Below are 20,954 nucleotides of genomic sequence, written 5' to 3'. Positions count from 1 at the left end.
AATTCAAGGAGAAACTAAACATTGAGTGAAAGTCTATTTAATAATTTAGAATTTATAAATACTATTAGGGATTCTATGTCCCTTGATAAACCAATTCCTGAATATTATCATTTTTTTGATAATGAACAAATAGAGAGTGGTGATATATCGCTTGCAAGCGAAAAGGTTATAAAGTGGAATTCAAATATAGTAGATCAACCAACGCTTAGAGTAAATGATTTTAGTACTGTAGCTACTATTAAGTTTAAAAAACAAGTGGTTTTTGTTAACTATTTGCCATTTCAGTATGCCTTTACATATTATGCACCTGATGGGAAATTAGATGTGCAGGCAATTAATAACATTAATATGAGAGACGGACTTAAGTATTCATTATCCGAGATACATAAGCTTTTAAGTGCACATTACTTAAGAGGTGGCTTGTGCTTTTCAAGTGATAAAAAGAATAGACGTACTCTTCTTGTTGATGATGCTAATAGGGAAACCATGTATGGGTTACTTAATATTCCAGGTCAAATAGATAAAACTGTTAAAGTGACGCAAGCTTTAGATCTAATAAAGGCTTTCAATGCTGAATTGGGTAAGATCAATTTGGAAGATGAGAGAAAAGTTCCTTTTAAAGTATTAACAACACCTAGAGTTAAAGCTCTCTTACTTGAGAGACTACGTAATAATAATTATTCATATAAGGACATGTTATTTGACTCTTTAAGTTCAATAAATAATGATGCTGATATTGAGCTTGAGACTACGAATTTATTAGATGATGAGATGTTAATTTATCCAAGAAGTTCTAAGCTTTTGGTGTTAAAAGATGGCCATCCTCCGATTTTAAATGCATATACACAGATGTCAAGTAGTAATTTTAGGACTAGTTTTCTAGATTTTTCTATTGGAAGCATCATTGCAAGTCAAGAATCAATACTTAGACTTAAGATAAATTGGACCTGAGCATGGATAATGAGAACTTGGGTAAGATTTATGCCAAGGTACTAGATTTACTGATGCTTAAGTCTGAGGATCTTAAGTTTAGTGAATTTAATGTATATGTGGATTTGCTTGAGGATGTTTTGCTTAGCAAAGGTTTAGGACTTGGGGATTTAAATATGAGCAAGATATTTTTGCTTATATATTATTTTCTTGGGTGTGAACTTAAAAAGAGAGGCAAACTTTTGCATTTTGATTGTAATAAAGTTAAGTCCGAGCGACTGGGTGAAATATCGGTAGAATATTCTGGTTATGTTTTGCATAATGAGTCTTTAAAGAAGGATTTTTGCGTTGCTTTTAGTAATCTTGTAGAAGATATTAAGACTTGCAAGAGAACATTAATAGGAGTTGTATGATGAGTGGTCTTGGTCTAGCTATGACTAGTAGCATTATAAGATATTCAAGACCTATGTTTTTATTTAAGAGGAACTTAATTAAGAATATCACTAATGCTTCTTATGAGAAAAAGACTTTAAGAGAGACCCCTGTTAATTTTGATGGTGTGTTGTTATTTAAGGATGAAGATACGGTTGAGCTTTTTGATTCAAATATCTTTATAAAAGAAATGCACGCTAAGGTCTATACCTTAGATACTATTGATTTTAACTTGGAAGATCAGGTACTAGTGGACGAAGATTTAATGGAGATTGTAGGTGTGAATAAGTATTATGTATATTTAAAAACCGGATATACCGTTTTAATTCTTAAGAAACTTTAATTATCCTTTAAGGAGAATATTTGTGTTACTTAATCTATATGAATCACAAACTTTTTTAACAAAAATACTAATTATGTTTAAGAATTACTTAAAGCATCATTCTTTCAAGATAGAGGTTATCAATTCTTATAATCGTTTGTATTTGACTGACTTAATAGATGATTATTCTTACCTGTTAATCATAAATCCTAAAGGTTTTGATTGCTTAGATCCGCGAGCTTTAAGAAGTGGCAATTTTTATTCTAGTGTTAATGAATTTGGATTAAAGTTTACTCTTTGTTTTATGGGGTTTGTAGGGGATGTTGGTGATCTTAAAATTTATGTTAATTTGCATAAAATTTATGAATGTTTCTTGGATTTTTTGCATGAAAATTCTTGCAAATTTGAATTTATAAAATCATTAGAGGATGAATATGATTTGTCTTTAAATTATTATCTTAAATCCACAGGTGATTTGTTAAATGGGGGAGGTAGTAGTGTTGCTTATAATAGCGGAAGGGCAATTTTGGGGTTAACTCAGTCTTACAGAGCAGACATACAAGTTATTGAGATTAAAAATTAAGACAAGGATTAATAAAAAAGATTAATAAAGATTAAAATAAAAAATTAAATTTAAAAATAGGAGATTATATGCCACAAGATACAATTAGTGTCAATTTGATTGAAGATACAGTTAGATTGCATAGCATTGGTTATTATAATCCTTTGCTTATTTATAAGAGCGAGGTTTTAAATGAGGGACATTTTGTTGTAAGTGTTTCAAGCTCTAAGGAGACTTTAAAGTCTGTTGGGATTAGAGAGGAGTTTGAGGCTTCAGCAGAACACGTCAACTTGGCTATTGTTGAGCGTGAGTTTTTGGCACAAAGTTTTAGTGATTTTTTTAATTCAGAAGGGCTTAGGTCTTTTAATTTATATCTTTATAAAGATATAAATACAATAGTTGAATTCTTAAAGAAAAATATATATCCATTTGTAGTCTTTATAGAAATGTTGAGAGAGATTTTTAAAAGGGATTTTGATAAGATTAGTGAGCTTACTAAATTTGTGGTATTCTCAACTAATATTGATCGGCTGCCTGAGTTCATAGAGGTTTTACCTGTAAGTCAGAGGGATAAAGCCATTTTGATTTATGATAGTGGTGAAGATAATTTGCATCTTAAGTTCATGGCTAAATATTTGCATGAGGCTAGTATTTTTCATGCAACTAATCCTTATGGAATGACATTAAGAGCCAAACCAATTTATGATGCGACTTTAATTAGTCATTTAAGACGCAGTAATATTAATTTTTATTCTCTTCTTAATGAGACTGGTAGAGATGGGGTTTTGGCTTTCAAAGAAGGGGTAGACTGTTCAGGTGGGCCAATTGATGAGTCATTTACGTATTATCTTTTAAAAAATGAATCAACACGTGAGCTGATTCGTATTTGGAACCGTAATAATAGGCAAAATAGTAAGCTTAGTCAGTTAAAATTTGCTGATGGGAGACCCAATGCTTACACTGCAGGTCTTGAATGTTTATTTAAAGAGTTTAAAGAACGTGGACTTATTGTATCTTTTGGTGATATTAAATTTGGACTTAAGGCAGATAATGCTTTGGGCTTAAGTTTATCCATTCGTATTAAATATAATGATAGTTTTAAGAGTGTGGTTTTAAACATAAGTAGTGATGATATTAATGATTATTTAAGAAAGGAGGCTGTCTAATGAAAGATTATTATTCATTGGATTTAGTATTTTTTAGTTTTGCAGGTATGCTCATAGATAGGGGAAAGTTACAATATTCAACTTCTCCTAATGTTATGGCTACTGCCAGTACTGAAGAGAAGAATGTTCCTATTCCAAGTTTTAGGGATCCTAGAACTATTATTCATATATTTAGTTTAGAGCTTACCAAGGGTTCATTTGATTATAGAATTTTAACTAAATTTAGTAATGAACAGTTTTACTATTCGACTTCCAAAAAGGATAAGCTTAGGCCATTAGTGTTTAATGACCAGATGGGGCTTAAGATTATTTCTAATAGTGCATTTTTTTCTGAAGTGCCGAGTAGGACTTATGCAAATAATAATGATACTGTAAATTTTATAATTCACGCAATTAATTGCGAAATTGAGAGGGGGTAATTTGTGAGATATAAATTAAAGATTTTGACTAATTATAAGATTTATGAATATGTTTTAAGGGATATTCCTATGTATGATTGGGATTCTATTTTAGGATTTGATGCAAGTCAAGAGACTTTAAGGCGAGAACTTAATAGTTTGCCTATTCTTAAGCGAATAAGCACATTAATGATATCACAATCTTTTTTTGATGAATTTTACGAAATTATTAGTACTAATAGGGAGCATGCATTTTTATATAAATATCAGCTTCCCACCATTTTTTTTGCTGTTCAGTATGCTTTGGTAGAAAAGATAGAAGGATTTAAAGAACCCAGTTTAGTGTATGTTGAGAGTTTTCAGGATTCTGGTGGGACTTTTGTTAAGTATCCACATATTGATGATAGGTGGAATTATAATGATTTGGTATCTGTTGGTAAGTAATATTTTAAGGATTATTTTGAATTAAGGACATTAAATTTGAAGGAAGGTTTATGAATCGTAGTGCAATTTTAAGTGAGTATTTTAGTTATTTAAGGTATTTAAGGAGTGAGGATTGCAAATATTATTTTCCCGTTTTAATGGGAGTTTGCACTTTTGCTGAGGTTAAGCGATTTAAATATGCTGAACTTTTAGAAATTAATAAGATTGCTAATTTTAAGTTTAAGAAGGAAATGTATGAAAACTTTTTAATTGCAAATTTATAGGAGATTTTGTGTATGAGTTTAGATAAACTTGCTGATGTGATGCAGGATTTATTTTATGATTTCGATTTAAGTAGTGATTTAGAAGAACATTTAAAATTTGCAGGAAGTAATAAGTTTTTAGAGGAACAGATGGCGTCTGTATTAATTAAGCCTGGGATAGTTAGTGGTTTTAAATCTGAAGATATTTTAAATGATAGGTTTGTGAGTGAGTTATTAGTTGAGTTACCAAGAATTGATATTGGTTTGCAAGAACTTAAAACCCTTAAAGCTTTAAGTCAAGTTTCAGATTTTAAAGGAGATGTAAAAAGTGTAGAGAGAGACGATAATTCAATTGGGGTTATGTTTTCAGATTTAAAGTTGCCATCTAAGCTTAAACCTGAGGATGAGTTAAGTTTGCCTTGCTTTGGTGGTTTGGGTGCAGGTTCAAAATCAGGTTCACTTTTGAATTTAGATACAAATATGCTAGACTTAAATTTTTTTAAATCTTTAAGCGATTTTGATGAAGATTCTATGGTAGTTCCTAATAATTTTTCTAATAATTTTAAGTTAAAAGAGAATAGTGTTGCAAGCAAGGGCACAATTAATGATGTAACTTATAGTGATTTTGAGAGGAAGAGGATTGAGGACATGCTTTCAAGCACGGGTAAGTTTGATAATCAAGTGGACATGAATGATTTTATTCGTAAGACTTGTGGTTTGAAATCGTTATTATCTAAGGTTGAGACTACACCTGATGCTCTTTTTGATACAGTTAAACTTGCAAGTTCTCTAAAGGGAACTAATAGTCAGTTTGATGCTAATTCGGAAGCTGTATCTGTTATTTATGATTTATTTAAGAGAGATGGTTTATCTTTTCTTAAGAATGATGTAGGGGGAAGAGATAATTTTTCTGAGTTTTCAGGCACGGGAATGAGTTTTGATGAGGGAGTAAAACAGCGTTTTTGTGATGCATGCTTAAATTTAGATCCGAGTGTAAATGCAGTTAAAGGTGCAGATATAAGTTCAAATTTAGGTGCAGGTATGAATATAGATATAGGTTCAAACTTAATTGATGATCAAAGGCGAGTTATAGATGATTTAAGACCAGACAGTTTTGGACTAATTAATGATATGCGTGGTGATGATATGCATATGCTTGTAGAAGAGGTAAGGGAATTTTTAAGTTGGGCTTGTGGCATAGATTTAGAGAGGAGTATTATAGAGCCTTTGGGTATGTATTTTACTAATATGGAGAGGGCCATTAATGGTTTAAGAGACGCTATAATGTTTAACATGCAAGGTGTTTCTTTGCAAGATAATATGCAGGACTATAAGATGGGCAGTGAAATTTCACGCATGCCTTAAAGGATTTTAAAGATATTTAAGGGATATTTAATATGGTAAAGGATGTAAAATTACTTATTTGGGAAGTTGTAAATCATATTTTAAGTCGTGCAAGTTCATCTAATTTTATAGTACTCTTTCCTAGACCTGATTTTAAGGGACTTGTATATGTTCCACAATTATTTTTTATATTTCCAAAATCAGGAGCTATTGAGGAAAGTTTAAGTAGCGTTAGTAGCCAGTGCCCCATTATTAATCTGAATACCAGGCGTAGTGAATTTGTAAGTTATAATGTTACGGCAAACCCAGAGATAATTACTATTTCCAATGCGATTTTGTCTTCTGTTTATGATAAAGTTTTAGTTGATAGTCTAAAGAGAACGCCTTTTGCAAATAGTGCTTTAGAGTTTGATTCTAATTTTATAAAGATGCAGTTTAGGGAAAGATTTAAAGCAGGTATTTATTATAGCATTTATGGTGCATCAATAGGATTTCATGAAACTACTATTATTAATTCTTTAAGCATTAAAGGTACTGCATTTGTAGATGAGCTTAATGTTAGTTTACAAATTAAAATAGTGAAAACTTTTAATTTTTTAACATATAAAGGTTAGAATATAATTATATAATAATTTATATTTAGGAGAATGTTTATGGTTAAATTTAGGTATATTGTATTATTATTTTCATTATTTTTATTTTTTAATCTTCATGCGGCACCTTTAAGGCCTTTTGATTTTGTCAATTGGAATTTTGATAGGGAAATTGAGGAAGCTTATGAGGCAAGTTATGAGGTTGTAGATGGTGTTTTAGTAAATGTTGATGATGTTAATAAAAATGTGAAATCTAAAAAAATTTTACAAAGAATATCAGAGCTTGAAGGATATTACAGATGTCTTGTAAATATGATAAGGGATGATATTTTTTTGCAGGTAGAAGGTGAATTTTTAAGAGAGTATGGTCAATATTTTGATGATGATGTTTTTACTGAGACTGATAATAGGTTTAAACAGGCAATAGAAATCCCTATGGAAAATGCGTTTGACAAATATAGGCATAGAGTTTTGAGTTTTAGTAATAAGACTTGGATTAAAAATCCAGATTATACCAAGTTATTCATTAAACTTCAGCTTAGAGAAATTGAGTTTGTGGAAAATTATGTTACACAAAAACTTGGTGTAACATTAGGTGTTTCAAATAGTGGTTTGAATGGTAAAAAACAACCAAGTCAAAGACAAGCGGGTCAAAGACAGCCAAGTTCAAGACAAACAGGTCAAAGATATGGTTTTCAAAGGCCCATTACCAGAAATGAGTATGAGAGACAAGTAGGTTTAAGACAATTAAGACCAAGTGATATGGTTAAAGAGACTTATGATGATGAAGAACCAGTGGTTAAAGAGAGTGGTGAGAGTTCAGAGAGAAGACCCATTCCTAGGAGTAATGATGAGAGTTTAGGACGTCAAAGACAGGCGGGTCAAAGACAGCCAAGTTCAAGACAGCCAAGTGCAAGATCTATAAACCCAAGACAGACAGGTTCAAGACCAGACAGCCAGAGAGTAAAAAATGTAAGACCAAGTGGTGTTAAGAAAAGTAATATTAGACCAAGTAGTACAAGACCAAGCCTTAAGAGACCAGGAAGTGATATAAGGCCAAATTTTGTAAGACCTATTGTTAGGCCGCTTGGTGAGAAGCCAGTTAGTTTTAGATCTGAGTACATGGAAGATGAGAATTAATATTATTATTTATGCTTGAGTTTAGTAGTTAGGTTTACTAATAGTAACCTTTAGGAGTTGATCAAGGGAGTTATGTTATTATTTCAATATGATTTTAAACTAGAATTTTATAGTTCTGGGGGTGAGATTAAAAATAGGAAACCAAAGTTTGTTATAGAGACAAAACATGGGGCACCTATTATTAATATTGTAATTAGTAATGAATATTTCCTTGTGAGTGCTCTGCAATGTAAAAAAGCACGATTGCAATTGTTTAATATGCCTTTAAATTTTAATAAATCTTTAAGGCATGGAGATATTGTTAAAATATACTATAAAAAATTTGCGCATGAGGATGATTTGGATTATAGATTTGTTATGGCTGGATATCTGGGTGCGCCTATTGATTTTGATTTTGAAAATGGTGATTTTATTTGTCAGTATGAAGTTTATCTTCTCTCTCAAGATACGTTTTTTAATAAAAAACTTGATACTAAAAATTACATAGGCAAATCTTTAGAAGAGGCAATAAATTTGGCATTTCCAGGTCAAGCCATTATTAACATAGGCCCTCATGCTCGCAATCGCATAATAAGTGAGAGTTTTTATGCCCCTACTTTAAAGGAATTTATAGAAAAACTTATTGAAAACTATGTGCATTTGATTTTTGTTGATGTTGGGGAGTTGGACTTTAAGGTTGATACTAAATTTGTTTTTATTAATTTTGATAAACTAGGTGACCAAAGAGTTTATAAGAAGCTTGAAGATTTTGCACTTGTATTTATTCCTCAAAGAGAAGTGAAATTTGTAGGCCAATCTGCCATTAATTTTTGGAATACTACACTTCTCTTTACAGATAAGATTAAGGTTGGAGATGGGGTTGAATTTATAGATAGGTATGGGAAAATTGTTAGGGCTTTTGTGCAAGAGACTAGTGCTAATTTAAGCAATGTGGGTAGTTGCACATTAAAATTGAAGCTTTATGATGAATCTAATATTTTATAGGTAGGATAAATTTATGAGCAAAACTTATGAAATTTCTAGAAGAATAGGAAGTTTAAGTAATGATTTAGCACTTGAGGCTGCTAAGAAATATTTACGTGATAATGTATTTATTTGTCGAATTGGGATTATTAAGGAATTTGATTTTAATTCCCAAGAAGGAATTGTTGTAATTGAAGAATATGAGGACTTAAGGATTAAGAGTCGCAATATCTCGAATTTAAAACTTGAACTTAAGGAAGATGATAGGGTAATCTTGCTTCAAAGCGGCATAAATATCTTTAATGAGAAAGATAATAATTATTTCGATAAACATTATTTTTATATCTTAAATGCAGTAAGTCTTGAGTATGCAGGTATTGATGTACAGAAATTAAGCATCAGTGCAAAAGAATTGGATGTGGTATGTGAGGATGCTTCGTTGAATTCTAAAAATGTGATATGTGATGGTGATCATACCAGGATCTCTCTTAACTCTCTAGTTATTGAGGCTACTAGTATTGAGTTTAAAGGTAATGTATATATTAATGGTAAATTGTTTGAAAGTCATACACATGGGGTTGGTAGCATAACTTATGTTAATGCCAGTGGAGCTCCCACTCTTGCAACGGGTAATACCTCAGGTGTTGTGTAACTTTAAAAAGTTTAAAATTTGATTTAAATCTTTATTTCGATCTTTATTCCAACTTTCATTTGGATTTTTGGTATCATGTAGGTTGTTTTTCTATTTTATAAATTTGACAATTATTTTATTTGGTTTTAAAAATAATATTTGAGTTTTTTTATTAAAAAATATAAGTATTATTTTAATTTTTAATAAATCATTAATGAGATATATTTTTCATATATAAGGGAGATATTGAAATATGAAAGCTTTCAACATTTTAATTTTATTGATGATTCTATTTTGTTGTTGCGAGGATGAAGAATATGTCAATAATTTGGGGCTAGGTTACAATTTTGATGATATTGCCAGTAGTGATCTTGACATTGGTCTTGTCTTTGACCATCCTTCATTGGAAAATTTAATGACAGATTTTAATCTTTCAGGAGAAGAAAAAATAGCAGTTAGATTTTTAAGAAGTGCATTAACAGATCCTACAATTGCAGAAGGTATTCCAAATGTACGTACTTATAGTGATGATGAATTTTATGAGTTTTTAGTTGTTCTTAGTTCTGCTAAGATTAAAGAGGCAGTTGCTGATATAGTTGTGACATTAAGAGTACGAGATGACATACTGGATGCTATATATGAGCTTACAGATGGACATCCTAAAAGGGATGGTTTTGAAGTTCAACTTGCTACTAAGCAGAGAGAATATTTAAAATTTTTGAAAATTTCTTGTGGTGGTGATAATGGTTACAAGGGTGCATATCTATCACTTAAGATGGCTAATTGTTCAAACTTATTTACATCATTAAAAAGGCAAATATATGATGTTTTGCATGAGTATTAAATTTGTTTAATTAAATTGTTGCATTGTAACTTGAGTTCCATTTTATATTTACTGTTTTTGTTTAAAATAAATCTTGAAATCTATAAATCTCATTACTGAAGATAAAGTTTTATCCCCAGTAATACTACTTAAGAAATATTACTGAGGGTAACTTAAAGTTTTATTATTTATCCTCACCAGGAATTTTGAATTTAGGATTTACATTGGTTATACCTTTGTGTCTTGATAGAATTGTTTTTATAAATTCATTAAATATTTTACTACTTAGAAGTATTTGGTAGGTTTTCTCTTGATTATTTGTTTTGTCTTTAATAGTGATTTCTGCTTGCAAGCTTGCCCCTTGTTGATTTTTAAAAAGATTGCCAAAAATGGATATTAATCTATCGCTGCCAATGACTTGAGGTTTTTCAGGTGTAGGCATGTTCATTATGCCATAAAGGTATACATCTTGACCCCCGTAGGATTTAATTTTGTTTTTTGCCTCTCTTAGAATTGAATTTCGAGTCTCATTATAATAACTTTGAATTATGCTAGTAACATTAGTATCATGTGTCTTTTTGCCAAGATCTAATTCTAGGTTTTGATGATTTGTAAGTTTAAATGATGTAATTTTAATGTTTGTATCAAAAATTTCAAGTAATATGAGAGGTGTAATGTTTGCATTGTATCCACCATTATACTTGATAGGTGCTACTGCATATGAGTATTTAATTTTATTCTTTAATTCTGGTATTATGTTTTTATCTGTTCCTACGATATGTTTGCTTTTGATTTTTATCCAACTAAAACCGCAGACTTGTACTCTACATTTTAATGGTATGTGAGGTGGTTGCAGACAAATATTAGTTAAGTAGTCTTCAAATAGTTCAAATGCTCGGTGTATGCTGTGGATACGCTCTCTTTTGGGAGGAATAAATTCTTCGTAATCGTGTTCTAGATTGGTCTTATGCTCATCCGTTTCGTCTTCTTCTGCCATGGATGGTTTATTAGTTTGGGATATTTTACAGGTTATAAATAGGGTTAATAAAATAATTATCTTTTTCATTTATACATCCTTTCAAATTAAATTTTTATCAATTATATCAATTATTATTTATAACTTATGAGTATTTATTATTCTCCTTAATTATTTTTACATTAAGATCTTATCTAAATTCTTGCTACTATTTTAGCAAGTACATATTGATTTAAGTCATATTAATACATGTAAATAATATAATTTAAATAATCTTCACTCAAGTAATTTTTAATTTTTGTGATTACTATGATTACTAAAAATTAATTAGATTTAAAGATTAATTATTGTGGATGAGTACCGCTAACTAACAGGTACTCTGAATTTTCTGTTTGCAGTTCTGGTTGATGGATGCTTTGCTATAACTTCTTTTAGGAATTCATTGAATAATTGAGCATCTAGCAAGATTGTGTGGGTGCTTGTTTTTTTACTTAATGAGTCTTCAATAGTTATTTTGCCTGACATGAAGAACCAATCACCATTTTTGTGAAGCTGTGAAAAAGCAGTTATAAGACCATCTCCTCCATTTGGAAAGAATGCATATAGTTCTCCATAAATACTTATACCTTGATATCCTAACCTTTGAGTTGAGAGCTCCAGCTGTTTAGCTATTTTATCTCTTGTGCCTTGCATGTGTCCATTGCGAAAATCTAGATTTAGTTCGCTGTGGTTTGTGAGTTTAAATGACACTATTTTAACATACTCAACTAAGCTTTCAAATAGTATTAAAGGCATGACATACTTAGAGTAGTTTGCATTATTTTTAATAGGAGCTACTGCATATGAGTATTTAAATTTGCCTTGAAATACTGGTGATGGTTTTCCGTTTTCTCCAATTATATCTTGTACATTGCTTTTCATCCAAGTGAGATGGCAGGTGTGATTACTAGGTGTTATCACGTGATTACCGAGACATACATCTAAGATTCCCTCAGATATTTGCAGTGGTTCTGCTTGGTATTCATATTTGTCTTCTGTATTAGTGTTTGTCCTGACGGAGCGTGTAGAGCCTGATTTAATGGCGTATTTAAGATTTGGTTTGTCATATTGATCTTGCGACACATGACATGTTATGAAGATTGGTAATAAAATAATTGTTCTCTTCATATTTACCCCCTTTTATTTTTAGAGTACATTATTTTAAATATGTTTTTTATTTTATCGATTTATATAATAAATTATTTTGATTTATAAAACAAATTTATTTAACTTTTTTTAATTAATTAATTTCCAAAAAGGTGTTTAAAAATAAGTTAAAAGTTGTTACAGGGGTATTAAATAGATCTTACTTAAGGTTGTCTTTAAGTGAATTTTAAAAAATTCACTTAAAGACAACCTTAAGTAATGAACTTTAATTTAATTAACCGTTATTTTTTAATCTAATTGTTAATTGGAATTAATTGGAACTCTAAATTTGGTATTTGCAGTTGTGGTACCTTGATGTTTAGATACAACTGTTTTTATAAATTCATTAAATAATTTACCACTTAATAGTATTTTGTGGGTTGTCTCGGTGTTTGTGCTTTTATCTTTAACTTTTATCTCTCCTTCCATAAGGTTCCATTTGCCATTTTGGTAAAGAGCAGCAAAAGCAGATATTAACTCATCCCCACCAGTTGGATTTAGTGCATTTAATATTCCATAAGGATATACGTTTTTGTATCCCTCTTCAGATGATTTTTCTACCTTAGGTATACCTTGAATAATTCCACCCAAAACGTTTTTGGTGTTGAAATCTAGGTTGGTGTGATTTATTAACTTAAATGAGGTTACTTCAATATTCTCGTCCATGCTTTCAAATAATATTAAAGGCATGACGTACTTACTGTACTGATCATTATATTTGATAGGTGATACTGAATATGAGTATCTAAGTTTACCTTTTAAAGCTTCCAGTGGTTTTTGATTATCCTCGATGATTTCTTTGGCTTTAATTTTCATCCAAGTGATTTGGCATTTTGGTGGGCATCCACACCACAACCAGCAGATTGGGCACATGCATTTTTCAGTAGTACCTTCAAGTATTTCAAAAGTGGCATCTTCTTTTATTAATTTTTCATGTTCATCCTCTTTTTCTTCTAAGTGTTTTTTTGATTTGTCATTATGCATTATTGCTTGCTCAAGCTTAGGTTTAATATTTTTTATAATGCTATCACTTAAGAAGCAAGATGTTATAAATAACGGTAGTAAAAAAACTATTTTTTGCAATTTTGACCTCCCCAAGTGCAGAAATATATAGCTAAAAGTTCATTTTTCATTTAAATTCAATGTTTAAGTATTAAATATTTAAGTATTAAATATTTAGCTTATTAGAGGATGTATTTGTGGTTAAGTATCTTTATATCGTAAAAAATGCTTATTTAATATTAGGTAGTTTTATGTTAACATTTGTTTTACTAACTTTGGTTTTAATTGTTTTTTCAATTTTTATTAAGGGGAAGTTTATTTTGTATAATGAGATGTGTTGTGTAATAGTTAAGATATTTATGGAATAACATAGATTATTGCAGAATAATTGTAATGTTATTCCTAAGTCTTATATGAAAATCTAGTCACCCGGAAGTTCTGGTGACAACTTTATTAAAAAATAGAAATTTTGATTAGGGTGGGTATATGCACGATCATGTAGAGGCTGCAGAAGAGATTTTAGATAAGGAATACAAAGTTTTAGATAAAGGTTTTTTAAGACTTGTTGACTATATGGGTAGTGATGAGCGAATAGTAAATTCTGCTAGAGTTTCTTATAGAGATTCTAAGGCAAAAAGGGATAATGCTGGTCTTATTGACTATTTGGTAAGAAATGAGCATACAAGTCCACTTGAGCAAGTGGTTTTTACTTTTCATGTTAAAGCGCCAATCTTTGTAGCAAGACAGTGGATGAGACATAGAACATCAAGAATTAATGAAGTCTCAGGCCGTTATAGTTTGATGAGAGAAGAGTTTTATGTTCCTTGCAGGGAAGATGTTAAGAAACAAAGTATTACTAATAAACAGGGACGTTCAGATGAGCCTGTTGATGATGATATTGCTTTATCCTCTTTAGGTGGTCTAGATGAGAGTTATAAGACTTCTTACAAGATTTATAATGATATGATCAAGAATGATGTATCTAGAGAGCTTGCAAGAATAACTCTGCCTTTAAGTTTGTATACCGAATGGTACTGGCAAATTGATCTTAATAATTTATTTCATTTTATTAAGCTTAGATCATCAGGACATGCACAAAAAGAGATAAGGGAGTATGCTAATGTTCTATTAGATATTGTTAAGTTAGTAGTGCCTTTAGCAACTGCTAGTTTTAAGAGACATATTTTGGGGGGCGTTATGCTCTCAAGTGAAGAGGTATGTGAGATTCGAAAGGTATTAGATTTAACCAAACTTAATTTGCAGGATAAGAGTTTAAATCGGTTAAAAGAAAAACTTAATTTATGATTTGTCATGAAAGGAGTTAAGTATATTTTAGTAGTTTATGCTTCAAAAACAGGGAATGTGTCGCGTTTTATTGCAAAAACGGGACTTAAAGATATTTTTCGTGTGGTTACAGGTGATGAGATCGTAAGTAGGCCTTATGTGTTACTTACATATACGTTTGCTTTTGGAAAAGTTCCACCTGAGGTAGAGAAATTTTTAAAGCATAATTTTAAGCTTATGGTTGGAGTTGCTGGTTCTGGAAACAGAAATTGGGGTGGTTCATTTTGCAATGCTGTTAATTTAATAAAAAATGAATATAATGTTTGCGAAATATTAAAATTTGAGCTTTCAGGAACATCACATGATGTTGAGAATTTTGTAGAAAGGATTAAAAATGAGGCACTTAGAGTTAAATAATGAAATTATGGTTTTAAAGGATGGATTTTACAGATTAGAAAAAGATCTTGAGGCTTTGAGTATTTTTTTAAGTGAAGTCAATTCTAAGTCTTTAAAATTTAAAAATCCAAATGAGAGAATGCATTATTTAATTGATAATGATTTGTATGAAAATTTTTATGAAAACTATTCTGAAGAGCAGATACTTGAAATATATAATCTTGTAAGTCTTGAGAATTTTCAGTTTAAGTCTTATATGAGTGCTTCGAAGTTTTATAAAGATTATGCACTTAAGATGAATGATGGGAATACTTATCTTGAATCTTATGAGGATAGAATAATTGCAGTTAGTCTCTTTTTAGCAGATGGATGTTTTGATTTTGCTTTAAAACTTGCTTTAGAGATGATCAAACAACGCTATCAGCCCGCAACACCTACATTTTTAAATGCTGGTAAGAAGGTACGAGGTGAGCTTGTATCATGTTTCTTGTTGGAAGTGGGAGACTCCCTTAATAGTATTACTTTTAATATCTCTTCTGCTATGCAGCTTTCAAAAATTGGTGGAGGAGTGGCTTTAAATCTTTCAAATATTAGGGCTAGGGGTGAGGAGATACGGGGTATTCCTAATATTGCAAAAGGGATTATTCCCGTTATGAAGCTTTTAGAAGATGGATTTAATTATGCAGATCAGATGGGACAGCGAAAAGGTGCTGGTGCTGTATACTTAAATATCTTTCATTATGATATAGAAGATTTCTTGGATACAAAGAAGATCAATGCTGATGAGAAAAGCCGTGTTCAAACATTATCATTAGGGGTAATAATTCCAGATAAATTTTTTGATATTGCAAAACAAGGTAAAAATTATTATGCTTTCGCACCATATTCGCTTTATAAGGCAACTGGTCGTTTTATGAATGAGATCGATTTTGACTTAGAATACGACTTATTTGCAAGTGATCCTCGTATTTTGAAAAAAGAGCTTTCTGCTAGAGACATATTGATTCGTATTGCTAGGCTGCAATTTGAATCTGGATATCCTTATATAGTGTACCAAACAGCATGTAATTTAAATAATCCACTAAAAGGTCTTGGAAAAATTAAGATGTCTAATCTTTGTACAGAGATTTTTCAGATTCAAACGCCATCAGTTATTGGTGATTATGGTGAGGAGGATTTGATTGGATATGATATCAGTTGTATCTTAGGTTCACTCAATATCGTTAATGTAATTAATAGTGATTTTGAACATACCGTTGATATTGCTATGAGGGCATTGACATCGGTTGTTGATAAGGCTGATATTAAAAATGCTCCAAGTATAAGGAAGGCAAATAATGATTATCATGCCGTTGGTCTTGGTGTTATGAATTTACATGGGTTTTTGATTAAAAATAAAATCTCTTATGAGAGTGCTGAAGCTTTGGATTTTGTTCGTACCTTTTTTATGTTATTAAATTTTTATTCCCTTAAGAGTAGTATGAATATTGCAAGAGATAGAGGCTGTGCTTTTAAAGATTTCAATAAGAGTGAATATTATAATGGCAATTATTTTGATATGTATTTGAGTGAAGATTTCACTCCCAAAACAGATGTTATAAAACAGATATTTAGTGGACTTAAACTTCCTCTAAAGAGTGATTGGGAGAGCCTTAAGCGTGATGTTCAAATTCATGGGCTTTATCATTCTTATAGGTTAGCCGTTGCACCAACTCAGAGTATATCTTATGTTCAAAATGCAACAACATCTCTTATGCCTATTGTTGAACCTGTTGAAGCTAGGGTTTATGGTAATTCTACAACATATTATCCAATGCCATATCTTAATAGGGAAAATGCTTTGCTTTTTAAATCAGCATATTACATGGATATGAAAAAATTGATTGATCTTGTAAGTGAGGCTCAGCGGCATGTTGATCAGGGAATTAGTACCTTGCTTTATGTTACAAATGAAACTAGTACCAGGGAACTTGTAAAACTTTACATTTATGCTAAAAATAAGGGACTTAAGAGCTTATATTATACGCGTAATAAAAATCTCTCAGTAGATGAATGTATTCTTTGTGCAATATAAATGCAATATATATGAAATATAAGTTTAGGAGAATTGTTAAATGAATATGAATAGAGAAGCTATAAATTGGAATAGATTAAATAATGGTTATACCAAGATGTTTTGGGACCAAAATATAAGACAATTTTGGGTAGATGAAGAGATCCCTATCTCTGATGATAAGTTGGTTTGGAATTCCTTAGATATCGATGAGCGGGATGTTTATGAGAAGGTTTTGGGTGGACTTACATTATTAGATACAGAACAAGGTTCTGTTGGTATGCCTCGTATAGCTTTGGCAATAGATAATCTGGCTTATAAACCGGTTCTTGGATTTATGGGTGCTATGGAACATATGCATGCTAAGAGTTATAGTAGCATATTCTCAAGTCTATCAAACATAGAGCGAATAGATTATATATTTGATTGGGTAAAAACTTATAGAAATTTTCAAGATAAATTAGATCTGATCTTGGGGAAGTATAACAACATACACGATAGAATGAGTTTATATAAGGCTTTGTGTACTTCTGTATTTCTTGAAACTTTTTTGTTTTATTCTGGATTTTTTTATCCACTCTATCTTGCAGGTCAAGGTAAGATGATTAATAGTGGTGAAATTATTAATTTGATATTGCGTGATGAATCTGTTCATGGAGTATTCGTTGGTCTATTGGCACAAGAAGAGTTTAATAAAATGACTTCTAGAGAACAAGAATTTGCTTACAAAGAAGCTATGTTTATCTTAGATAGGCTTTATGATCTAGAAAAGGCATATACTAAAGACTTATATTCATCTATTGGTCTTGAATCTGCTGTTGATGTTTTTGTTAGGTATAATGCTGACAAGGCCTTGATGAATTTAGGTTTCGAGCCTACATTTAACATTCAAGATATTGATGTTAATCCTTTGGTTTTAAATGGTCTTAGAACTGATACTAAAACCCATGATTTTTTCTCTACTAAAGGTAATGGTTACATAAAGCCCATGAAAATTGAGCCATTGCAGGATGATGATTTCGCATGAGTTTCATTTCCTATTTTGATTTTAACTTTTAGTTTAAAGTTTTTAACTTTTTTTATGTTTTTTCGCTTTTTTTTTAAGATTTTATATGAATTTTCTAATTTAGTTTGTATTTAATTTAAATTAAAAATCCTCTTCTAGGGGGGTTTTAGTTTATTTTGTTTGCTTGTTTGTTAAAGTGGTTAAAAAAATGTAATAATTTATATTATTTTTAATAATTTTTTTAAATTAAACCGCTTTATAAATGTAATTTTATTATATAATAATAAATATCAAGATGTATATTGTGTGGTTTTGAGAAGGGGAATGTTTTGTGAAAAAAATATGTGTTCTATTTGGTATTTTTTTTATATCATTTATTGTGACTATACTGTTTTATAATTTTCTTTATAACTCAAATCTGTTCCAGAGAGACATTGAAGTGAGAGATAGGGCTTGCAGTGTACTTAATGGAGCCGTAAAAATGTTTAGAGATGAATTTAATAATGCAATCATTAATTTTCAACAAAACCAACAAAACAATCATAAAAACAACAATCATAATTTTAATATTTCTTTTTATAAATTTATACCAGTCTTTCAGTGTTTAAAGTCTAAGATTAATGTTTATGATACGTTTGGATATGATGCTACAGTCAGCAAAAAATTGGCTAAAATCTCTGAGGGATTAGACTTATTCTCTGATTACATGGCTGGAGATACAAAGGTTGTTTATGATTTATTGTGTCTTTTAAAGGAATTTACAAAACCAATTGATGAAATCCTTAATGGGTATCCTAGTGATGCAAATTTGACTGGAAATATTATCAGCAGAAATATAGGTATTGTTTCTATAATCACTTTTAATTTGAAAAGAGCATGGCTATGGGAAAAGAGTTAGTTTTGCAAGTGATGGGGCGGAGCTTGGCAATAGATCTAGCTAGTAGCAAACAAAATATTTTGCAAAAGTTAAAGAACATTATTGATGATGGGATGATTAAATCAAGTGTTCCTTTTGTAAGAAAAATGTCTAGGGAGGATTTCAAAGATAGTTAAATAATATTTAAGTAGCAAAAAGGGTTTAAGCTTTTTGTGTTTTAATTTAGTCCTTTTAAACACGTACAATGTGGTTTAAAGTACTTTGTCCTTTACTTTGTTATTCTCCTTTAGTTTGTATATGCCTAAAAGTATGATTAAATTTGTATCTTTTAGGTATTTTTTTAGTTTTTTACATGAAAATTTTGTAAAAATGTTTTGTGATTTTGATAATAAAAAAGTAATTAAAAAAATTTAATTTTATGTGTTGGTATTATTTATATTATCTTGCAATTTCGGTTTATATCATAGGTTGACAGGTTTTTGGTGCTTGGAGAGGGTGTTACAACCTGTTACAACTTCTGATGTTCTTGATTTGATAATTTTAAATTGGCATTTAACGAATATAGAGATGGACTTATAAGTGTAAAAATTAAATTTGACTGAGAGATAATAAAATAAGTAATATTTTTGCTGAGAGTTGCAAGAATAAATCGAGAATAAGCGGTTAATTGACTTTATAAACGACATAAAAGGCCATATTGAATCATTAATTAGGTAATTTACTTAAGTGGTCTTGAGATTAAAATTATTAATCAGTATTAATAAATGTGATTATGATGACCATATAGTTATGATGCAAGGTATTTGTGTAAGGTCAAACATATAAATTTGTATCGTCTTTAATAATAATATTAATTTGATTAAATTTATTAAAAATAATTGCAATTTATATCTATTTTAAATTAGTATAAATATACAGAATGTAAAAATATATTTTGATATTAAATACAATAATATATATATTATCAATATATAAGATGCGTTGCAGAGTAATTGGCCCCTATGTGTGTGTACAACTCTTTATTAAGGAGGAATCATGAAAAAGTTTTATGCAGTATTATTTATGTTCAATGTATTACTTAGCTTACTTATTATAACTTGTAATAAATCAGCAGAAGGACCCCAACAAACAGGACCCCAACAAACAGGACAAGGATTGGTTAGTGGAAATGAGCAAATGGTAGACAGAGCAGGTTTAACATCAAAGCTTGCAAAAACAGATGTTTCATTATGTGCAGAAGATGCATTTGAAAAATTTCCAAGAGAACTATTGGAAGATGAGAAAGTAGAAAGAGATAAGGCTTATGCTCAAATTGAATCAGTTGTAAAAAAATACAAGACACAACTTTTCGATGAAGAACAAAGTTTTCAAGTTTATGTTGAAAAGGTTAGCAAACAAAGTGAGACAAATGGTAGTCAAGAAACGGATAGTACAGGAGATAATCTAGAGACATTATCACAAACCCATTTTTATGAAGTATCTGATAAGTTTAGTCACATGGATATAGTATACAAGATTTATGCTTCTCTAGGGTATGATGTTAAAGTTATCAATAAGTTAGAGGCAATAATTGTTTCATTAAACTTGGATATCACGGCACCAATAGGAGATTCATTAGCCGCAAACTTTCATAAAAAGTTGTTAGATTGAAGTTATGGTATGTTATTTTCTTTATATGAAATTACAATTCCAGCTTGGAAGATTACCAATGAGTATTTATATGGGACACGCTTAAGTTCTCTTGCAAACAGTAACTTTGCACAAAAACTTATTGAACTTAGTAATCATTTAGATGAATTTATTCAAACCAGGGCTCGATTTATAGACAATATTAAAAATGTGATCTTAAATGTAAAGATAGGTAATAGACAAAACATGTTGGTTGTCTTGCAAGAGATTATGAATGATAAAGGAGATATTATCTCAGCATTTAATTTTGCGCAAAGAAAAGCGGCTGTAATTCAATGTGCAGTTAATAATTTACTTAGAGCTCTTTAATTTGGTGTTTCGGTAATATATTTGTTTAGTTTGTATGTCAATTTGATTAAATTTATTAAAAATTGGTCATATTGTGTAATTATTAATATTATATAATTAATTTTTAAATAAGGAAGTTTGATTTGAAAAAGCTTAATGTTTGTATTATTTTAATTATATTGTTATGTATATTTGTAATAGCTTGTAA

General features: G+C 30.2%; 25 protein-coding genes. 22 read left to right on the top strand and 3 right to left on the bottom strand.

The genetic code is table 11. The annotated features are described in order from the left end of the window. Nucleotides 1-21: 21 nt before the first annotated feature. The 14 genes from bvRMA01_RS04970 (at nucleotide 22) to bvRMA01_RS04905 (ending at nucleotide 10,011) form a co-directional block, all read left to right on the top strand. Nucleotides 22-951 carry a hypothetical protein gene (locus bvRMA01_RS04970; protein ID WP_247032581.1) on the top strand — a complete coding sequence of 310 codons (930 nt, stop codon included), beginning with the start codon at nucleotides 22-24 and terminating at the stop codon, nucleotides 949-951. 2 nt (nucleotides 952-953) lie between these two features. Then, nucleotides 954-1,343 (top strand): DUF3890 domain-containing protein, encoded by a 390-nt coding sequence (locus tag bvRMA01_RS04965; RefSeq protein ID WP_247032580.1) that lies wholly within the window; start codon nucleotides 954-956, stop codon nucleotides 1,341-1,343. Next, nucleotides 1,343-1,705, top strand: coding sequence for a hypothetical protein (locus tag bvRMA01_RS04960; protein WP_247032579.1), 363 nt, complete (start codon nucleotides 1,343-1,345; stop codon nucleotides 1,703-1,705). Before bvRMA01_RS04965 ends, bvRMA01_RS04960 begins: the two co-directional genes overlap by 1 nt. A 22-nt stretch (nucleotides 1,706-1,727) precedes the next feature. After that, the gene (locus bvRMA01_RS04955) at nucleotides 1,728-2,267 is read left to right on the top strand and encodes a DUF764 family protein (RefSeq protein ID WP_020282302.1); all 540 of its coding nucleotides are present in this window, start codon (nucleotides 1,728-1,730) and stop codon (nucleotides 2,265-2,267) included. 68 nt (nucleotides 2,268-2,335) lie between these two features. After that, on the top strand, nucleotides 2,336-3,412 hold the full coding sequence (locus bvRMA01_RS04950) for a DUF787 family protein (protein ID WP_247032578.1): 1,077 nt from the start codon (nucleotides 2,336-2,338) through the stop codon (nucleotides 3,410-3,412). Continuing rightward, nucleotides 3,412-3,831: a DUF1463 family protein gene (locus bvRMA01_RS04945; RefSeq protein WP_247032576.1), complete on the top strand. Its 420-nt coding sequence runs from the start codon at nucleotides 3,412-3,414 to the stop codon at nucleotides 3,829-3,831. The genes bvRMA01_RS04950 and bvRMA01_RS04945 overlap by 1 nt, the downstream gene beginning before the upstream one ends. 3 nt (nucleotides 3,832-3,834) lie before the next feature. Next, complete coding sequence (locus bvRMA01_RS04940; RefSeq protein WP_247032574.1) at nucleotides 3,835-4,254, top strand: DUF1473 family protein; 420 nt, start codon at nucleotides 3,835-3,837, stop codon at nucleotides 4,252-4,254. A gap of 50 nt (nucleotides 4,255-4,304) precedes the next feature. Then, a complete protein-coding gene (locus bvRMA01_RS04935) occupies nucleotides 4,305-4,517 on the top strand; it encodes a DUF1322 family protein (RefSeq protein ID WP_020282298.1) in 213 nt (70 codons plus the stop codon). Between the two features lie 12 nt (nucleotides 4,518-4,529). Continuing rightward, entirely contained in the window at nucleotides 4,530-5,861 is a 1,332-nt protein-coding gene (locus bvRMA01_RS04930) for a hypothetical protein (protein WP_247032573.1), read from the top strand. Nucleotides 5,862-5,893: 32 nt separating this feature from the next. Beyond that, nucleotides 5,894-6,454 (top strand): DUF792 family protein, encoded by a 561-nt coding sequence (locus bvRMA01_RS04925; protein WP_247032571.1) that lies wholly within the window; start codon nucleotides 5,894-5,896, stop codon nucleotides 6,452-6,454. 39 nt (nucleotides 6,455-6,493) lie between these two features. Further along, on the top strand, nucleotides 6,494-7,573 hold the full coding sequence (locus bvRMA01_RS04920) for a hypothetical protein (protein ID WP_247032569.1): 1,080 nt from the start codon (nucleotides 6,494-6,496) through the stop codon (nucleotides 7,571-7,573). A gap of 72 nt (nucleotides 7,574-7,645) precedes the next feature. Further along, a complete protein-coding gene (locus bvRMA01_RS04915) occupies nucleotides 7,646-8,557 on the top strand; it encodes a DUF693 family protein (protein WP_020282294.1) in 912 nt (303 codons plus the stop codon). Between the two features lie 13 nt (nucleotides 8,558-8,570). Further along, nucleotides 8,571-9,188: a DUF777 family protein gene (locus bvRMA01_RS04910; RefSeq protein ID WP_020282293.1), complete on the top strand. Its 618-nt coding sequence runs from the start codon at nucleotides 8,571-8,573 to the stop codon at nucleotides 9,186-9,188. A 232-nt stretch (nucleotides 9,189-9,420) separates the two neighbouring features. Beyond that, nucleotides 9,421-10,011, top strand: coding sequence for a BTA121 domain-containing protein surface lipoprotein (locus bvRMA01_RS04905; RefSeq protein WP_247032567.1), 591 nt, complete (start codon nucleotides 9,421-9,423; stop codon nucleotides 10,009-10,011). 163 nt (nucleotides 10,012-10,174) lie between these two features. On the opposite strand, the gene bvRMA01_RS04900 is transcribed toward bvRMA01_RS04905, so the two are convergent. The 3 genes from bvRMA01_RS04900 to bvRMA01_RS04890 form a co-directional block, all read right to left on the bottom strand. After that, the gene (locus bvRMA01_RS04900) at nucleotides 10,175-11,056 is read right to left on the bottom strand and encodes a hypothetical protein (RefSeq protein ID WP_247032566.1); all 882 of its coding nucleotides are present in this window, start codon (nucleotides 11,054-11,056) and stop codon (nucleotides 10,175-10,177) included. Nucleotides 11,057-11,329: 273 nt separating this feature from the next. Further along, nucleotides 11,330-11,887 carry a hypothetical protein gene (locus tag bvRMA01_RS04895; RefSeq protein ID WP_247032565.1) on the bottom strand — a complete coding sequence of 186 codons (558 nt, stop codon included), beginning with the start codon at nucleotides 11,885-11,887 and terminating at the stop codon, nucleotides 11,330-11,332. 525 nt (nucleotides 11,888-12,412) lie between these two features. Next, nucleotides 12,413-13,234, bottom strand: a complete 822-nt coding sequence (locus bvRMA01_RS04890; protein ID WP_247032564.1) for a S2/P23 family protein — start codon at nucleotides 13,232-13,234, stop codon at nucleotides 12,413-12,415. Between the two features lie 405 nt (nucleotides 13,235-13,639). Between bvRMA01_RS04890 and thyX the strand changes: the two genes are divergently transcribed. The 8 genes from thyX (at nucleotide 13,640) to bvRMA01_RS04850 (ending at nucleotide 20,767) form a co-directional block, all read left to right on the top strand. Beyond that, nucleotides 13,640-14,458: an FAD-dependent thymidylate synthase gene (gene thyX / locus bvRMA01_RS04885; RefSeq protein WP_247032563.1), complete on the top strand. Its 819-nt coding sequence runs from the start codon at nucleotides 13,640-13,642 to the stop codon at nucleotides 14,456-14,458. A 6-nt stretch (nucleotides 14,459-14,464) separates the two neighbouring features. Continuing rightward, nucleotides 14,465-14,854 carry a class Ib ribonucleoside-diphosphate reductase assembly flavoprotein NrdI gene (gene nrdI / locus bvRMA01_RS04880; RefSeq protein ID WP_020282287.1) on the top strand — a complete coding sequence of 130 codons (390 nt, stop codon included), beginning with the start codon at nucleotides 14,465-14,467 and terminating at the stop codon, nucleotides 14,852-14,854. After that, complete coding sequence (gene nrdE, locus bvRMA01_RS04875; protein ID WP_247032562.1) at nucleotides 14,832-16,907, top strand: class 1b ribonucleoside-diphosphate reductase subunit alpha; 2,076 nt, start codon at nucleotides 14,832-14,834, stop codon at nucleotides 16,905-16,907. The genes nrdI and nrdE overlap by 23 nt, the downstream gene beginning before the upstream one ends. A gap of 40 nt (nucleotides 16,908-16,947) precedes the next feature. Continuing rightward, nucleotides 16,948-17,913 carry a class 1b ribonucleoside-diphosphate reductase subunit beta gene (gene nrdF, locus bvRMA01_RS04870; RefSeq protein WP_020282285.1) on the top strand — a complete coding sequence of 322 codons (966 nt, stop codon included), beginning with the start codon at nucleotides 16,948-16,950 and terminating at the stop codon, nucleotides 17,911-17,913. A 310-nt stretch (nucleotides 17,914-18,223) separates the two neighbouring features. Then, nucleotides 18,224-18,790: a hypothetical protein gene (locus bvRMA01_RS04865; protein ID WP_247032561.1), complete on the top strand. Its 567-nt coding sequence runs from the start codon at nucleotides 18,224-18,226 to the stop codon at nucleotides 18,788-18,790. Beyond that, the gene (locus bvRMA01_RS04860; protein ID WP_247032560.1) at nucleotides 18,775-18,945 is read left to right on the top strand and encodes a hypothetical protein; all 171 of its coding nucleotides are present in this window, start codon (nucleotides 18,775-18,777) and stop codon (nucleotides 18,943-18,945) included. Before bvRMA01_RS04865 ends, bvRMA01_RS04860 begins: the two co-directional genes overlap by 16 nt. 859 nt (nucleotides 18,946-19,804) lie before the next feature. Beyond that, entirely contained in the window at nucleotides 19,805-20,419 is a 615-nt protein-coding gene (locus bvRMA01_RS04855; protein WP_247032559.1) for a hypothetical protein, read from the top strand. 9 nt (nucleotides 20,420-20,428) lie between these two features. After that, a complete protein-coding gene (locus tag bvRMA01_RS04850) occupies nucleotides 20,429-20,767 on the top strand; it encodes a hypothetical protein (protein ID WP_247032558.1) in 339 nt (112 codons plus the stop codon). The last annotated feature ends 187 nt before the right edge of the window (nucleotides 20,768-20,954 follow it).

Origin of the sequence: Borrelia venezuelensis, assembly GCF_023035835.1 — a bacterium.
Classification (GTDB): Bacteria; Spirochaetota; Spirochaetia; order Borreliales; family Borreliaceae; genus Borrelia; species Borrelia turicatae.
The sequence above is the reverse complement of the archived record's forward strand: the minus strand, read 5'-3'. Positions and strand labels throughout refer to the sequence as shown.

What these genes read in the sequence shown, in the direction of transcription:
- bvRMA01_RS04965 (WP_247032580.1), top strand. Translation starts at nt 954, where the DNA reads ATGGATAATGAGAACTTGGGTAAGATTTATGCCAAGGTACTAGATTTA.
- bvRMA01_RS04960 (WP_247032579.1), top strand. Translation starts at nt 1,343, where the DNA reads ATGAGTGGTCTTGGTCTAGCTATGACTAGTAGCATTATAAGATATTCA.
- bvRMA01_RS04950 (WP_247032578.1), top strand. Translation starts at nt 2,336, where the DNA reads ATGCCACAAGATACAATTAGTGTCAATTTGATTGAAGATACAGTTAGA.
- bvRMA01_RS04945 (WP_247032576.1), top strand. Translation starts at nt 3,412, where the DNA reads ATGAAAGATTATTATTCATTGGATTTAGTATTTTTTAGTTTTGCAGGT.
- bvRMA01_RS04935 (WP_020282298.1), top strand. Translation starts at nt 4,305, where the DNA reads ATGAATCGTAGTGCAATTTTAAGTGAGTATTTTAGTTATTTAAGGTAT.
- bvRMA01_RS04930 (WP_247032573.1), top strand. Translation starts at nt 4,530, where the DNA reads ATGAGTTTAGATAAACTTGCTGATGTGATGCAGGATTTATTTTATGAT.
- bvRMA01_RS04925 (WP_247032571.1), top strand. Translation starts at nt 5,894, where the DNA reads ATGGTAAAGGATGTAAAATTACTTATTTGGGAAGTTGTAAATCATATT.
- bvRMA01_RS04920 (WP_247032569.1), top strand. Translation starts at nt 6,494, where the DNA reads ATGGTTAAATTTAGGTATATTGTATTATTATTTTCATTATTTTTATTT.
- bvRMA01_RS04915 (WP_020282294.1), top strand. Translation starts at nt 7,646, where the DNA reads ATGTTATTATTTCAATATGATTTTAAACTAGAATTTTATAGTTCTGGG.
- bvRMA01_RS04910 (WP_020282293.1), top strand. Translation starts at nt 8,571, where the DNA reads ATGAGCAAAACTTATGAAATTTCTAGAAGAATAGGAAGTTTAAGTAAT.
- bvRMA01_RS04905 (WP_247032567.1), top strand. Translation starts at nt 9,421, where the DNA reads ATGAAAGCTTTCAACATTTTAATTTTATTGATGATTCTATTTTGTTGT.
- bvRMA01_RS04900 (WP_247032566.1), bottom strand. Translation starts at nt 11,056, where the DNA reads ATGAAAAAGATAATTATTTTATTAACCCTATTTATAACCTGTAAAATA.
- bvRMA01_RS04895 (WP_247032565.1), bottom strand. Translation starts at nt 11,887, where the DNA reads ATGAAAAGCAATGTACAAGATATAATTGGAGAAAACGGAAAACCATCA.
- thyX (WP_247032563.1), top strand. Translation starts at nt 13,640, where the DNA reads ATGCACGATCATGTAGAGGCTGCAGAAGAGATTTTAGATAAGGAATAC.
- nrdI (WP_020282287.1), top strand. Translation starts at nt 14,465, where the DNA reads ATGAAAGGAGTTAAGTATATTTTAGTAGTTTATGCTTCAAAAACAGGG.
- nrdE (WP_247032562.1), top strand. Translation starts at nt 14,832, where the DNA reads ATGAGGCACTTAGAGTTAAATAATGAAATTATGGTTTTAAAGGATGGA.
- nrdF (WP_020282285.1), top strand. Translation starts at nt 16,948, where the DNA reads ATGAATATGAATAGAGAAGCTATAAATTGGAATAGATTAAATAATGGT.
- bvRMA01_RS04860 (WP_247032560.1), top strand. Translation starts at nt 18,775, where the DNA reads ATGGGAAAAGAGTTAGTTTTGCAAGTGATGGGGCGGAGCTTGGCAATA.
- bvRMA01_RS04855 (WP_247032559.1), top strand. Translation starts at nt 19,805, where the DNA reads ATGAAAAAGTTTTATGCAGTATTATTTATGTTCAATGTATTACTTAGC.
- bvRMA01_RS04850 (WP_247032558.1), top strand. Translation starts at nt 20,429, where the DNA reads ATGTTATTTTCTTTATATGAAATTACAATTCCAGCTTGGAAGATTACC.